A 14,941-nucleotide genomic window follows, 5' to 3' on the forward strand; every position below is an offset into this window, starting at 1 on the left:
GAGGTCGTAGGGTTTCATGCATGAGCATGGAATCGGTCGCATGGAGCACCCTGTACCAGGGGAATCGGTCGCTCGACGCACCGTCGCGCCGCCCCGCCGACACGCTGCGCCGGATGGGCCCGTTCGCCCGGCCGCACCGCTGGCGGCTCACCGCGTTCCTGCTGCTCTCGGTGGTCTCGGCGCTGCTCGCCGTGGCCACGCCGCTGCTCGCGGGCAGGGTGGTGGACCGCATCGTGGGCGGCGGCCCCACGTCCGCGGTGGTCCAGCTCGCGGTCCTGATCGCGGTCATCGCGATCGTCGGCGCGGGCGTCGACCTGCTCTCGCGCTGGTTCTCCTCGCGCATCGGCGAGGGCCTGATCTACCAGCTGCGCACGGCCGTCTTCGACCACGTCCAGACGATGCCGGTGGCCTTCTTCACCCGGACCCGCACGGGCGCGCTGGTGAGCCGCCTCAACAACGACGTGCTCGGGGCGCAGCGCGCATTCTCCGACACCCTCGCCGGCGTGGTCACCAACGTGGTCACGCTCGCTCTCACGCTGGGCGTGATGCTCACGATCTCGTGGCAGATCACGCTGCTGGCACTGCTCCTGTTACCGGTGTTCATCATTCCCTCGCGCAGCATGGGGCGGAAGATCGCGGCCATGTCGCGCCGCGCGGCCCGGCACAACGCATCGATGAGCGACCAGATGACAGAGCGCTTCTCGGCCCCCGGCGCCACCCTGGTCAAGCTGTACGGCCGGCCCGAGATCGAATCGCACGAGTTCGCCTGGCGCGCCGGCGCCGTGCGCGACATCGGCGTCCGCATCGCCATGGCCCGGATGACCTTCGTGACGATGCTGACGCTGGTCAGCTCGCTCGCACTCGCCCTGGTGTACGGATTGGGCGGCTTCTACGCCATCCGCGGCGATCTACAGGCGGGCGCCGTCGTCGCGCTGGCACTGCTGCTCACCCGGCTCTACGTTCCGCTCACCGCGCTCGCGAACGCGCGCGTCGAGGTGATGACCGCGCTGGTCTCGTTCGAGCGCGTCTTCGAGGTGTTGGACCTGGAACCTATGGTTCGCGACGCGCCCGACGCCATCGCGATCGACAAGGGCGCGGCGCAGCTGCGCTTCGACGGCGTCGACTTCGCCTACCCCTCCGCGGACAAGGTCTCGCTCGCGTCGCTCGAGGAGGTCGCGCAGCTCGACACCCGCGGCGGCGAGACGGTGCTGCACGACGTCTCGTTCACCGCCGCACCCGGCACCATGGTCGCGCTGGTCGGCAGTTCCGGCGCCGGGAAGTCGACGATCGCCCAGCTCGCGACCCGGCTCTACGACCCGGATTCCGGGGCGATCACCCTGAACGGCACGGACCTGCGTGACATCACCGCCCGGAGCCTGCACGCCGCCATCGGCCTGGTCACGCAGGACGGGCACCTGTTCCACGACACGATCCGCGCGAACCTGCTGCTCGCGAACCCCGATGCGACGGACGCGCAGGTGCACGACGCGCTGCGCCGCGCGCGCCTCGAGGACCTGGTGGAGCACCTGCCGGACGGCCTGGACACGGTGGTCGGCGAGCGCGGCTACCGCCTGTCGGGCGGCGAGCGCCAGCGGCTGACGATCGCGCGGCTGCTGCTCGCTCAGCCGTCCGTCGTGATCCTCGACGAGGCCACGGCCCACCTGGACTCGACGTCGGAGGCCGCCGTCCAGGCGGCACTGGCCGAGGCCCTCGCCGACCGCACGTCACTGGTGATCGCGCACCGCCTCTCCACGATCCGCGCCGCGGACCAGATCCTGGTGCTCGAAGCCGGGCGCATCGTCGAACGCGGCACGCACGACGCCCTACTGGCGCAGGGCGGACGGTACGCCGAGCTCTACCGCACGCAGTTCGCCGACCAGGCGGCGTGATCCACCCAGCGACTTAGGTTACCCTTTCCGTACACGGGCGGAAGGGGCGACGATGGCACGCGGATTCAGCGGGGCGGTCATGCGGGCGTTCGGCGCCCAGGACCACCTGATCACAGTTCTGGAATCGGAACGACGCGCCTCGCACTGCGTGCGCGTGCGATTCCACTCGGACACCCTGTTCGACGAGGTCTCCGACGGCCCCACGTCGTGGATTCGGGTCTGGTTCCCCGACGGTTCCGGTAAGGAGTTCCAGCGCGCCTACACGTTCTCGGAGGTCGACGCGGCGACCGGCCGCTTCGCGCTCGACTTCGTGTTGCACGAGCCGTCCGGCCCGGCGTCGAACTGGGCCCGCGCGGCCGAGCCCGGCGACACGGTGGCGGTCAACTACATGAGCTCGGTCCCGCTCGAGATCCCCGACGACCCTCCGGCCGGTTACCTCCTGCTGGGCGACTCGGCGTCGATCCCGGCGATCAACACGATCATCGCCGCGATGCCGCCCGAGATCCCGATCGAGGCGTACCTCGAAGAGCACGAACCCGCCGACCGCGAGCTCCCGGTGAGCCACCACCCGCGACTGCGGGTGCACTGGGTTCATCGCGCGGGCCCGCAGTCGCTCGCCGACGCCATCGAGGCCCGGGACTGGTCGAACTGGTACGCCTGGGCCGGCCCGGAACAGGGGTCCCTCAAGCTGATCCGCGCCCGGCTCAAGGAGTTCGGATTCCCCGTTCGGAGACACACGCACTCGCCTACTGGTCACAGGGCAAGGCGATGGGCAAGGAACGGGCGCCCGAGGACGCCGAGGCCCCGTCGCCGTTCGACGGCGCCGTTCCCGGTCCCGACGGTGCCGCGCCCGCCGCCCCGGCCGCGGAAGCCGCATCCGCACCGGTGTCCGCCCCCGAGCCCGTTCCGGCACCGGCGCCCGCCGGCCGGTGGAAGGCCGCCGCGGCGGGAAGACTTCTGGCGCCACTCAAGCGCACGATGATCGTTTCGGGTGTGCTGCAGGCGATCATCACACTGCTGCAGTTCGCGCCGTACCTGCTGCTGGTCGAACTCGGACGCAGGCTGCTGAATCACGCACCGGCGCAGGAGCTCTGGACCATCGGCATCCTCGCGATCGTCCTCCTCGGCGTCGGCGCGCTGCTCGAATCGGCGCTCATGCTGTGGCTGCACGCCGTGGACGCGCGGTTCTCCCGGGACCTGCGGCAATCGCTGCTGGGCAAGCTCGCGCGACTGCCACTCGGCTGGTTCACCACTCGCACCTCAGGCGGGATCAAGAACCTGGTGCAGGACAACACTCTTGCGCTGCACTACCTCGTCACGCACGCGGTGCCCGACTCCGTGGCCGCCGTCGTGGCGCCGATCGCGGTGCTCGTGTACCTGTTCGCCGTCGACTGGGGGATCGCGCTGCTCCTGCTCATCCCGGTCCTCGGCTACCTGCTCACCATGTACCGCATGATCATCTCGTCGTCGGTGAAGATCCCGCAGCACCAGGCGTGGGTCGAGAAGATGGACGACGAGGCCACCGCGTACCTCGACGCGCAGCCGGTCATCCGCGTCTTCGGCGGCGTGCTCGCGTCCGGCTTCCGGCGGAACCTGGACGGCTACATCGCCTTCCTCTCCGCCTGGCAGCGGCCGTTCGTCCGCACCAAGACGATCATGGACATCGTCACCCGGCCTACCACCTTCCTCTGGGTGATCGCCGCCGCGGGAACCCTCTTCGTGACCCTCGGCTGGACCGACCCGGTGGACCTGCTGCCGTTCCTACTCCTGGGCGCGACCTTCGGGGTGCGCCTGCTGGGGATCGGGTACGGGCTCGCCGGACTGCGCGCGGGCATGATCGCGGCGCGCGACCTGCAGATCGTGCTCGACGCGCCCGAGCTGACCGAACGCGCACCGTCGGGCGAGCTCGACGGTGCGCCGGGCGAGGTCGCGATCCGCGACGTCACGTTCGGCTACCGCCCCGATGTGCCGGTGCTGCACGATGTCTCGCTCACGTTGCGTCCCGGTACGGTGACGGCGCTCGTCGGCGCCTCCGGCTCCGGCAAGTCCACTCTGGCCGCGCTGATCGCCCGGTTCCACGACGTGGGCGACGGGGAGATCACGGTGAGCGGCAAGGACATCCGCACGATGGCGGCCGACGAGCTGTACCGGCACCTGGGAATCGTCCTGCAGCAGACCCAGTTGGTGGTGGGGACCGTCGCCGAGAACATCGCGCTCGCGGTCCCGGACGCCGACAGGCAGCGGATCGAGGACGCCGCCCGCGCCGCCGACATGCACGAGCGGATCCTGCGGATGCCGCAGGGCTACGACACGGTACTGGGCCGCGATCCCGCGCTGTCCGGCGGTGAGCGACAACGCCTCACGATCGCCCGCGCGATCCTCGCCGACGCCCCTGTCCTCATCCTCGACGAGGCGACCGCCTTCGCGGACCCCGAATCGGAGTACCTGGTGCAGCAGTCGCTGAGCCGTCTCGCAGCCGGCCGCACAGTGCTCATGATCGCCCACCGCCTGCACACGGTCGTCGACGCCGACGCGATCGTCGTCCTCGACGCCGGGCGGATCGTCGAGCAGGGCACGCACGCCGAGTTGCTGGCCGCCGAAGGCACCTACCGGACCATGTGGGACGCCGCGCACGCCACGACGGGAGACGCACGATGATCCGGACCCTGCTCTCCCTCCTCCCCGCCGGCGGGCGCCCCGTGATCGCACGGTTCCTCGCGTACGCCGCGGTGTCCGTGGCGGCACGGGCCGCGGGCGTGGTGCTGCTCATCCCGCTCCTCACCGCCCTGTTCGACGGTGACCACGGCCGCGCAGCCGCCTGGCTGGGCGCGCTCACCGCGGCCACCGCGCTCGGCTGGTGGATCGACTCCGTCGCGTCGCGGTACGCCTATGAGCTGGGTTTCGGGACGCTGGACAGCGCTCAGCACACCGTCGCGGAGCGGCTCTCCCACATCCGCCTGACGTGGTTCGGCACCGAGAACACCGCGACCGCCCGCCAGGCCGTCGCCGCGACCGGGCCGGACCTCGTCGGCGTCTTCGTCTACCTCGTCGTGCCGTTGCTCACGGCGGTCGCGCTCCCGGTCGCGATCGGCGTCGCGCTGCTGCCCGTCGCCTGGCCGCTGGGCCTCGTCGCGCTCGCGGGAGTCCCCCTGTTGCTCGGCGCCCTCACGGCGGCGGGCGCCGTCACCGAGCGCGCGGACCGCGTCGCCGACGCGGCCAACTCCCGGCTGAGCGAGCGCGTCATCGAGTTCGCGCGCACGCAGCAGGCGCTGCGGGTGGCGCGGCGAGCCGAGCCCGAGCGCAGCCTCGCCGGCGACGCCCTCACACACCAGCACGGCGCCACGATGCGTCTGCTGCTACTGCAGATCCCCGGCCAGATCATGTTCGGCGTCGCGGCTCAGATCGCCCTGTTCGCGCTCGGCGCGACCACCGCGTGGCTCGCGCTGCGCGGCGATCTCGCACCCGCCGCCGCTGCCGCGCTGATCGTGGTCATCGTGCGCTACCTCGAGCCGTTCACCACGCTCGGGCTACTCGCACCGGGCCTGGAGGCCACCCGGCTCACGCTGCGCCGCATCACGAGCGTGATCGAGGCGCCCGTCGACCCCGTGGGCGCGTCGCACCGCACCGCTCCTACCGCGCCTCGCATCGAACTCGAGAACGTCACGTTCCACTACGGCGACGCCGACCGCCCCGTGCTGCGCGGCCTGACGCTGGCCTTCGAGTCCGGCACCACCACCGCCGTCATCGGCGCCTCGGGATCGGGCAAGAGCACGATCCTGGGGCTCATCGCGGGCTTGCACCAACCGGTGTCCGGCCGCATCCTCGTCGACGGCATCGATGTGGCCGAACTCGATCCACCGTCCCGCCGTGCCCTGACCAGCGTGGTCTTCCAGGAGCCCTATCTGGCGGCGGAGACCATCGGCGAGAACGTCCGCGCCGGTGACCCGGATGCGCCCGCCGAGCGCGTCGCGGCGGCGACCGCGCTCGCCCGGGTGGACGAGGTCGTCGACCGCGTTCCCGGCGGGCTCGACGCCCGGGTGGGCGAGGCCGGGGCCACACTGTCCGGCGGCGAGCGCCAGCGTGTGAGCATCGCCCGGGCCCTGCTCAAACCCGCGCCGATCCTGCTGATCGACGAAGCCACCAGCGCCCTCGACAACTCCAACGAGCGGGCGGTCGTCGACGCGCTGTCCGCGGACGCGATCGCCCGCACCCGGGTGATCGTCGCGCACCGTCGGGCGGGGATCCGGCGTGCCGATCGGATCGTCGTGATCGACGACGGGCGCTGCATCGAAACCGGCTCACCCGACGAGTTGCTCGCCGCCGGTGGCGCCTTCGCCCGGTTCTGGAACGCGCAGGAATCCGCAGCCTCGTGGAAGGTGACCGACCGCTGAATCAGCCCTGGGCGATGCAGAACTCGTTGCCCTCGGGGTCGGCGAGCACCGTCCACCGGAATCCGAACTCCTCGTGGTCGCGCAGGTGGGTGGCGCCGAGCGCGAGCAGTCGATCGACCTCCGCGGCTCTATCGTCGGCGTGCAGGTCGAGATGCATGCGGTTCTTCACCGTCTTCCGCTCGGGCACCGCGAGGAACATCATCCGCGGCAGATCGGGGCGCTCGAATCCGATGGTCCGCATGAACTCGTTGCCGTCGTTCTCGTCGACCGGCAGGCCGAGCGCCGCCGACCAGAAGGACGCCTGCGCCGCAACGTCGGCGCAGTCCAGGTTGATCATCTGTACGTGCAGTGCCATGAGCGCTCCTCCGGGTTCCGGTTCGGCGACCGATTCGCCTGACTCGGACGATACGGTCAAGGTGTGACAGGTTCGCCGATTCCCACCGCCCCACTCCCTACTGACCTCGTCCACCTGCGGCGATGCGTCGATCTCGCCCGCGAGGCGCTCGACGCCGGCGACGAGCCGTTCGGCTCGCTGCTGATCGACGCGGACGGCACCGTCGTCTTCGAGGACCGCAACCGGGTCGCCGGGGGCGATGCCACGCGCCACCCCGAGTTCGAGATCGCGCGCTGGGCGGCCGAGCACCTCTCCCCCGCCGAGCGCGCCGCCGCGGTCACCTACACGTCCGGCGAGCACTGCGCGATGTGCAGCGCCGCCCACGCCTGGGTGGGGCTCGGGCGCATCGTGTACGCCGCGAGCACCGAGCAGCTCGTCGCCTGGCACGCCGAGTGGAACGTCGCGCCCGCGCCGGTGACTCCGCTACCGATCGGCGCGGTGGCCCCGGGCATCGAGGTCGCGGGCCCGGAGCCCTCACTCACCGCTGAGGTCCGGTCACTCCACGCCCGCAACGCCGGGATCGCGGTGTGAAGCGACTCGCGGCGCTCTCCGTGGCAGTGCTGCTCGCGGGATGCTCGGCCGAGCAGACCGCATCCGCGCCGTCACCGTCCAGCGCGTCCGCCCCGGCACCGTCGAGCGCGCCGGTCGCGGCACCGTCGTCGACGATGCGCCCCGCCCCGAGCCCGGAGGCGACCCGTGCGCTGAGCACGGCGGTCGCGGCGAACGACCTGGCGGGCGTCCGCGCCGCGATCGCCGCGGGCGCGGATCTGGAGCAGCGCGGCGCGGCGGGCCGGACGCCGCTGGTCGCGGCCACGAAGGCCGGGAACACGCCGATCGCGCTCGCCCTGCTCGACGCGGGCGCCGACCCGAACGCCAAGGACGACATCCAGGACTCGGCGTACCTGTACGCCGGCGCCGAGGGGATGACGGAGATCCTCGCCTCGACGCTGCGGCACGGCGCGGACGTCACCAGCCTCAACCGCTACCGCGGCACCGCGCTGATCCCGGCGTGCGAACACGGGCACGTGGCGAACGTGAAGCTGCTCATCGCCGCGAAGGTCGACCTGGACCACGTCAACGCGTCCGGCTGGACCTGCCTGCTCGAGGCCGTGATCCTGGGCAACGGCGACGCCGCGCACGTGGAAACCGTCCGCCTCGTGCTCGACGCGGGCGCGAAGCCCGACCTGGGTGATTTCGACGGTGTCACGCCGCGCCAGCACGCGGTCCGGCGCGGCCAGACCGCTGTGATCGCCGAGTTCGACAGGAGTCGATGACATGTCCGGTACCTGGTCCGAGGTCGACGGGCTCGCGAGCGGAACCCCGAAGGAGGGCGAGGCACCGTCGGTCCAGTTGCGCCAGCGGACCGACGCGGCGCGCCTGATCCAGATCACGTTCGCCGCCGGTCAGACCATGCCCGGCCACAGCGCCCCGCGGCCGATCGTGCTGCTCGGGCAGCGCGGCACCGTCACGGTGGAGGTCGACGGTGCCGCAGTCACCCTCGAACCCGGGCGGGCACTGCAGATCGATCAGCGGGTCCTGCACTCGCTGACCGCAGTCACCGACGCCGACGTCACCCTGATCCTGGTGGGGTGACCCGTCACGCCGGGACGGACACCGGGAGGCGGGCCAGGTCGACCTTGGAGATGCCCAGGTTCGTGCACAGGTCCGTCGACCACTGCGCCACACCGGTGCGGCTCTTGTTCACCAGCAGCCGGACCTTCGCGCCGTCGCGGTAGTTCAGCCCGCACGACGCGCCGAGCCGCGCCGGCACCCCGACGGTGACGGTGCGCGGCGCCCGCGCGCCGGTGTCGCCGTACACGCGGGTCACGGCGATCGTGTAGACGAGACCGTCGGCCCACCGATCCACTGCGCGCGGAACCTCGCGGCCCGACCGCACCGTTCCCTCGATCACCACCGGGTTCGGCATCGCCCGCGGCGGCGCGCAGCTACAGGCGCAGGCGGTTCCCGCAGTCCCGAGCGCGGTCGCCGACCCCGCGACGACGACGGCGGTGGCGGCGGCCGCGAACCCCGGACTGTCCATCGCATCCTCATGTCGTGAGTTTACGATACCCAACCCGATGTTATTCGACGATCGCCAGATCCGACGGGCGGACCGTCTCAGGCGACCTCGCTCCGCGGCGATGGCGCCGCCGCGCCGTCCCCGGCCTCGGCTTCGGCTTCGGTCAGCCGCTCGGACAGGAAACCGACCGCCGTCTTGTACGCGTGCCAGGACTCGGGGGTTATGCCCGCCCCCACGACGAAGGCGTGGACCTGCGCGTCGTACAGGTGCACCTCGTTGACCACACCCGCGCGGTCCAGCGACCCGTGCAGCTCCAGGGCGTCCAACTCGAGCGCCTCGCGGCTCGCGGCGAACAGCACCGTCGGCGGGAAGTACACGGCGGTGGCGTCGGTCGTCATGTCCTCCGGGCCGCGCAGCGCTTCCGGGCCGCGCCCGAGCACGGTGCGCAGCTTGCGGATCTTGGCGAGCGGCAGCATCGCATCGTGTCGCGACGTGCGCGGCAGGCCGGCACTGATGTCCAGGAACGGCGAGAAGCCGGCGAACGCGGTCGGCCCCTGGATCCCCGCCTCGGCGGCGTACTCGATCACCTTCGCGCACACGAACCCGCCGGCGGAGTCGCCCGCCACGAGGATCCGGTCGAACTCGCCGGACTCGAGCAACTCGCGGTACGCGGCGAAGCCGTCGGCGACCGAGGTTCCGACGCCACCGTCGGGGTACTGCCGGTACTCGACGTTGTAGACGGGTACGCGCAGGCCCCGGGCCAACAGCGACGCGATGCGGCGGTGGGTGTCCAGCCCGCAGCCGATGAACGCGCCGCCGTGGTAGTAGACGAGGGCCGCGCGCGGGTGCGGGTCCGCGTCACCGTCGGGCACGATGCGCTCGGTGGGCACCCCGCCGAGCACGATCTTCTCGATCCGCACGCCGCGCACCGAGTTGGGGACGCGGCTCAGGTACGGATCGAAGGCACGCAGGATCGGCAGGGTGCGGTCATTCATCGGGAACAGGCGGAACACCGTCTTCATCACGATGCGGACGAACCAGAGCACGATCAGCGCGCGAACGCTGCGGCCTCGGTGGGCGATGACGGCCATGAAATCAACACTCCTTGTTACTGGCCAGTAATCTATGTCTCCAGCTTAGCGCCGCCACCCGCGCTGCGGTGGTTCTGTGACCTGACACAATCGACGCGAAGTTCTGTGTTCTCTCTCGTGCCCGTCTGCATAACCGGAGGAAGTCGGCCACCGTGGTCCCGAACGAGATCCCCCCGCAGTACCTGCTGTCCGCACTCGCGCCCGAACCGCGCACCCTGATCGACATCCTCGAGGCGGCAGTCCACGCCCACCCCGAGGTCCCCGCGATCGACGACGGCGACGCCGTCCTCACCTACTCCGAGCTGTGGGACGAGGTGCTGCAGGGCGCCGAATTCCTGGGCCGCAGCGGCGTCCGCGCCGGAGACCGCGTCGGGATCCGGATGCCGTCGGGGCACCGCTCGCTGTACGTCGCGATCCTGTCGACCCTCGCGGCCGGCTGCGCGTACGTCCCCGTCGACGCCGACGACCCGCAGGAGCGCGCCGACCTGGTGTTCGGCGAGGCCGACGCCGCGGCGATCTTCACCGGGGACGGGCTCTGGCGCGCCGCAGGGACCAAGGCGCACGCCGCCGCGATCGAGGCCGGGACGGCCGAGCCGGGCAATCGCCTCCCCACCCCCGACGACGACTCGTGGATCATCTTCACCTCCGGCTCCACGGGCACCCCCAAAGGCGTGGCGGTCACGAACCGCAACTCGGCGGCCTTCGTCGACGCCGAGGCGCGCCTGTTCCTGCAGGACGAGCCCCTGCGCCCCGGCGACCGCGTACTCGCCGGCCTGTCCGTCGCGTTCGACGCCTCCTGCGAGGAGATGTGGCTCGCCTGGCGCCACGGCGCCTGCCTCGTACCCGCGCCCCGCTCGCTGGTGCGGTCCGGCATGGACCTCGGCCCCTGGCTCGTCTCCCGCGACATCTCCGTGGTGTCGACGGTGCCGACCCTGGCCGCCATGTGGCCGGCCGAGGCCCTGGAAGCGGTCCGCCTGCTCATCTTCGGCGGCGAGGCCTGCCCGCCCGAACTGGCACAGCGACTCGCCGTCGACGGCCGCGAGGTGTGGAACACCTACGGCCCCACCGAGGCCACCGTCGTCGCGTGCGCGGCCCCGCTCGACGGCAAGGGCCCCGTCCGGATCGGCCTGCCGCTGCAGGGCTGGGACCTGGCCGTCGTGGACCCCGTTACGTCGCTCCCCGTGGCCGTCGGCGAGTCCGGCGAGCTTGTGATCGGCGGCGTGGGCCTGGCCCGCTACCTCGACCCGGCCAAGGACGCCGAGAAGTACGCGCCGATGGAGACACTCGGCTGGGACCGCGCGTACCGGTCGGGCGACCTGGTGCGCCTCGAGCCCGAGGGACTGCTCTTCGAGGGCCGCGCCGACGACCAGGTGAAGGTCGGCGGCCGGCGGATCGAGCTCGGCGAGGTCGACAACGCGCTGCAGAACCTGCCCGGCGTCTCCGGCGCCGCTGCCGCCGTGCGCAAGAACTCCGCCGGCACGTCGATGCTCGTCGGCTACCTGGCCTCGACCGATCCCGACTTCGATCTCACGGCCGCCCGCGAGTTGCTCGCCAAGGAACTGCCCGCGGCCCTCGTCCCGCGGCTCGCGCTGATGGACGAGTTGCCCACGCGGACCTCCGGCAAGGTCGATCGCAACGCCCTGCCGTGGCCGCTGCCCGGCGCCGACGACACCGACACCGGCGACCTGGCCGGCACCGCCGCGTGGGTGGCCGAGCGCTGGTCCGGCATCCTCGGCGCGTCGATCACCAGTGAGGACGCCGACTTCTTCGCCGAGGGCGGCGGATCGCTCAGTGCGGCCCAGCTGGTGACGGCGCTGCGCGAGCAGTACCCGTCGGTGACGGTCGCCGACCTGTACGACCACCCGCGCCTCGGTTCCCTTGCGACGTACCTGGATTCGCTCCGGCCCGCCGAGGTCGCCGCGCCGCGCGAGGTGCGGCCCACGCCGCGGTCGACGGGGATCGCGCAGATCCTGTTGTCGGTGCCGCTCACCACGCTGACGGGCCTGCAGTGGCTCACCTGGATGGCCATCGCCAACAACGTGTTCGCGTGGGCGACCGGATCCACGCTGTTGCCCACGCTCAGCTGGTGGACGGTGCTGGCGCTGTTCGTCGTGTTCATCACGCCGCCCGGCCGGATGGCGCTGTCGGTGATCGCGTGCCGCCTGCTGCTCGGCCGGCTACAGCCCGGTGTGTACCGGCGGGGCGGCCGGGAACACCTGCGGCTGTGGATCGCGGAGCGATTCACGGCTGCCTCAGGCGCGGAGAACCTGTCCGGCGCGCCGTGGATGATCTACTACGCTCGCGCCCTCGGCGCAACGGTCGGTCGCGGCGTCAGCCTGCACTCGCTGCCGCCCGTGACCGGCATGCTCGAGTTGGGCGACTACTGCTCGGTCGAGCCCGAGGTGGACCTTGCGGGTCACTACCTCGACGGCGACGAGCTGCACATCGGTGCCATCGCCGTCGGCGAGGAGGCGTCGGTGGGGGCGCGGTCCACGCTGCTGCCGGGCGCGAAGATCGGCAAGCGCGCCGAGGTGGGGCCGGGGTCCGCGGTGTTCGGCAAGGTCAAGGCGAAGCAGCACTGGGCGGGCTCGCCCGCGGAGAAGATCGGCAAGGCCGAGCACCCCTGGCCCGCCGAGTACCCGCCGCGCAAACCGATGTGGATGTGGATCTACGGAATCAGCTCGATCCTGCTCGCGGGTCTACCGATGGTCGCGATCGGCGCGGGCCTGGCCCTGATCGGCTGGTTCGTGCGGGACGCGGACCATCTGAAGCAGGCTGCGCTGCAGGCGCTTCCGGTATTACCGGTCGCGGTCATCGTCTCGCTCACCGTCTACGCGTTGCTCACGCTGGTCGCGGTGCGGCTGCTCTCGATCGGCCTCAAGCCCGGCTACCACCCCGTGCACGGACGGATGGGCTGGCAGGTGTGGGCCACCGAGCGCCTCATGGACGCCGCCCGCACGTTCCTGTTCCCGCTGTACGCCTCGCTGCTCACGCCGATCTGGTTCCGGATGCTGGGCACCAAGGTGGGCAAGGACGCCGAGATCTCCACGGCGATGGTGATTCCCAAGTTCACCACCATCGGCGACGGTTCCTTCCTCGCCGACGACACCATGGTCGGCAGCTACGAGCTCGGCGGCGGCTGGATGCGCATCGACGAGGCCAAGATCGGCAAGCGCGCCTTCCTCGGTAACTCGGGTATGACGGGGCCCGGCCGGCGCGTTCCGAAGGACGGCCTGGTGGCCGTGCTGAGCGCCACCCCGTCGAAGGCGAAGAGCGGAAGCTCGTGGCTCGGGTCGCCCCGGTCCGCCTGCGCCGCACGGCCGGCAACACGGATTCGACGTTCACCTACAACCCGTCGCTGGCGCTGCGGATGGCCCGTGGCACCGTCGAAACGGCGCGCCTGCTGGCGGTCTTCGTCAGCTTCGGCCTGGGCCTCGGCACGCTGGTGGCGCTGAACTACTTCGCCGCCACCGCGGGATGGTGGCTGGCTGCGCTGCTGTCCGGTGTCACGCTGCTCGTGGCGGGCGCCGTCGCCTGCTGCACCGCCGCGGCCGCGAAGTGGTTGGTGGTCGGGCGGATCGGCCGCGAGGAGCACCCGCTGTGGTCGAGCTTCGTGTGGCGCAATGAGCTGTCCGACGCGTTCGTCGAGTGCGTCGCCGCGCCGTGGTTCGCGCACGCCGCCACCGGCACCCCGATCCTCAACCTGTGGCTGCGGATGCTGGGCGCGAAGATCGGCCGCGGCGTGTGGTGCGAGACCTACTGGCTGCCGGAGGCCGACCTGGTCACCCTCGGCGATGCCGCCACCGTCTCCCGTGGCTGCGTGGTCCAGACGCACCTGTTCCACGACCGGATCATGGCGATGGACACCGTGGTCCTCGGCAAGGGCGCCACGCTGGGCCCGCACTGCGTCGCGCTCCCGGCCTCGTCCGTGGGCGACGGTGCCACGGTCGGTCCGGCTTCGCTCGTCATGCGCGGCGACTCGGTGCCCGCCAACACCAAGTGGCAGGGCAACCCGATCTCACCGTGGATCGTGGGCGAGGGCAAGCGCAAGCGCGACTAGCCCGACGGTGCCCCTCCCGCACCCAGCAGGTTCCCCGGCTCCCCGCAGTTTCGCCCGCTCGCCCCGCATATCACTGAGGCGACCGGCGATTCCTGCGGGGAGCGACGATTTCGGCGGGCCGCACCGGCCGCTCCGGGAGTGGGCGGCGCACCGTCGAACCCGCGACACTAGGGTGGGCACCACGCGTCCCCCGACGAAAGGCGCACCGTGACTGACGGACTCCAGATCACCCCGTTCCAGTCGAGCGACGTGGCGGAACTGCTCGTGCTGCAGCGCTGCTGCTGGGTGCAGGAGGCCATCGCGAACGACACTCTCGAGATCCCGCCTCTCACCGAGACCCACGACGACATCCTGGCGTGGACGGCCGAGTGGGCCACGTTCGTGATGCGCCTCGACGGACGTCTCATCGGCGCCGCCCGCGGCCGTCGCGAGCCCGGGAACACCTGGCACATCGGCCGGGTCATGGTGGCGCCCGATCTCGAAGGCCGCGGCCTCGGCACCGAACTGATCTCCCTCATGGAGAGCCTCGCGCCCGAGGACACCCGGGAGTTCCTCATGTTCACCGGCGCCGGCAGCGCCCGCAACATCCGCACCTACGAGCGGGCCGGCTACACCGTGTCGGACCCGGAGCCCGCCCCGCACGGCGGCGTCGCGACGGTCACGCTGCGCAAACCCGCAGCCTGACCCGGCCGATATCCACTACACTGATTCGTGTATTGCGATCAGTGAGGTGCGATGTGGCGAGTACCCCGGTCTTCCGCGACCGCATCCGGCGGAATCTCGCCGTGGCGACCGTCGCGACCACGATCGCGTTCCTGGGCGCCGGCCCCATCGACCTTCTCACTCTCCTCACGCCGAAGTCGGTGGACATCGCGATCGAGGACGTCCTCGACGTCGCCTTCCTGTGTTCGCCCGTGATGTTCCTCGCCGCAATCGCTCTGACGAGCCGCGCACCCGCGAACGGATCGCCACCCGCGCCGTCACCGCGCTGGTCCCCCTCGCCGCGACGTCGGCGGCGATCGCGGCTCTCCTGATCGGAGACGCGGGCTGGCGGTACCGGGTCGCGGCCGACGACGGCGGATCCGCGCCCACGCGG

General features: G+C 71.5%; 10 protein-coding genes and 2 pseudogenes. 9 read left to right on the forward strand and 3 right to left on the reverse strand.

From position 1 onward, the window contains the following. Positions 1-20: 20 nt before the first annotated feature. The 3 genes and pseudogenes from MTP03_RS19855 to MTP03_RS19865 all read left to right on the forward strand — a co-directional run bounded on the left by MTP03_RS19855 (position 21) and on the right by MTP03_RS19865 (position 6,280). Positions 21-1,889: an ABC transporter ATP-binding protein gene (locus MTP03_RS19855; RefSeq protein ID WP_248489661.1), complete on the forward strand. Its 1,869-nt coding sequence runs from the start codon at positions 21-23 to the stop codon at positions 1,887-1,889. Between the two features lie 52 nt (positions 1,890-1,941). Continuing rightward, positions 1,942-4,547: pseudogene (locus tag MTP03_RS19860) on the forward strand (ABC transporter ATP-binding protein/permease). Continuing rightward, a complete protein-coding gene (locus tag MTP03_RS19865; protein WP_248489662.1) occupies positions 4,544-6,280 on the forward strand; it encodes an ABC transporter ATP-binding protein in 1,737 nt (578 codons plus the stop codon). Before MTP03_RS19860 ends, MTP03_RS19865 begins: the two are co-directional and overlap by 4 nt. 1 nt (position 6,281) lies before the next feature. Here the strand turns inward: MTP03_RS19865 and MTP03_RS19870 are convergent, their stop codons facing one another. Continuing rightward, complete coding sequence (locus MTP03_RS19870; protein ID WP_248489663.1) at positions 6,282-6,635, reverse strand: VOC family protein; 354 nt, start codon at positions 6,633-6,635, stop codon at positions 6,282-6,284. A gap of 63 nt (positions 6,636-6,698) precedes the next feature. Here MTP03_RS19870 and MTP03_RS19875 point away from each other — a divergent pair, with 63 nt between their 5' ends. The 3 genes from MTP03_RS19875 to MTP03_RS19885 are packed head-to-tail and all read left to right on the forward strand — an operon-like array spanning position 6,699 to position 8,267. Next, entirely contained in the window at positions 6,699-7,205 is a 507-nt protein-coding gene (locus MTP03_RS19875; RefSeq protein ID WP_248489664.1) for a nucleoside deaminase, read from the forward strand. After that, the gene (locus MTP03_RS19880; RefSeq protein WP_248489665.1) at positions 7,202-7,948 is read left to right on the forward strand and encodes an ankyrin repeat domain-containing protein; all 747 of its coding nucleotides are present in this window, start codon (positions 7,202-7,204) and stop codon (positions 7,946-7,948) included. Before MTP03_RS19875 ends, MTP03_RS19880 begins: the two co-directional genes overlap by 4 nt. A 1-nt stretch (position 7,949) precedes the next feature. After that, positions 7,950-8,267 carry a cupin domain-containing protein gene (locus MTP03_RS19885; protein WP_248489666.1) on the forward strand — a complete coding sequence of 106 codons (318 nt, stop codon included), beginning with the start codon at positions 7,950-7,952 and terminating at the stop codon, positions 8,265-8,267. 4 nt (positions 8,268-8,271) lie between these two features. Here MTP03_RS19885 and MTP03_RS19890 read toward each other — a convergent pair whose 3' ends face one another. Continuing rightward, positions 8,272-8,715: a hypothetical protein gene (locus tag MTP03_RS19890; protein ID WP_248489667.1), complete on the reverse strand. Its 444-nt coding sequence runs from the start codon at positions 8,713-8,715 to the stop codon at positions 8,272-8,274. 77 nt (positions 8,716-8,792) lie between these two features. Continuing rightward, entirely contained in the window at positions 8,793-9,785 is a 993-nt protein-coding gene (locus MTP03_RS19895) for an alpha/beta hydrolase (RefSeq protein ID WP_248489668.1), read from the reverse strand. A 152-nt stretch (positions 9,786-9,937) separates the two neighbouring features. Here MTP03_RS19895 and MTP03_RS19900 point away from each other — a divergent pair. The 3 genes and pseudogenes from MTP03_RS19900 (at position 9,938) to MTP03_RS19910 (ending at position 14,879) form a co-directional block, all read left to right on the forward strand. Next, a pseudogene (locus MTP03_RS19900) lies at positions 9,938-13,845 on the forward strand (Pls/PosA family non-ribosomal peptide synthetase). A gap of 207 nt (positions 13,846-14,052) precedes the next feature. Continuing rightward, positions 14,053-14,529 (forward strand): GNAT family N-acetyltransferase, encoded by a 477-nt coding sequence (locus tag MTP03_RS19905; RefSeq protein WP_248489669.1) that lies wholly within the window; start codon positions 14,053-14,055, stop codon positions 14,527-14,529. A 53-nt stretch (positions 14,530-14,582) separates the two neighbouring features. After that, positions 14,583-14,879: a hypothetical protein gene (locus tag MTP03_RS19910; RefSeq protein WP_248489670.1), complete on the forward strand. Its 297-nt coding sequence runs from the start codon at positions 14,583-14,585 to the stop codon at positions 14,877-14,879. The last annotated feature ends 62 nt before the right edge of the window (positions 14,880-14,941 follow it).

Source organism: Tsukamurella sp. PLM1 (genome assembly GCF_023168325.1).
Lineage (GTDB): Bacteria > Actinomycetota > Actinomycetes > Mycobacteriales > Mycobacteriaceae > Tsukamurella.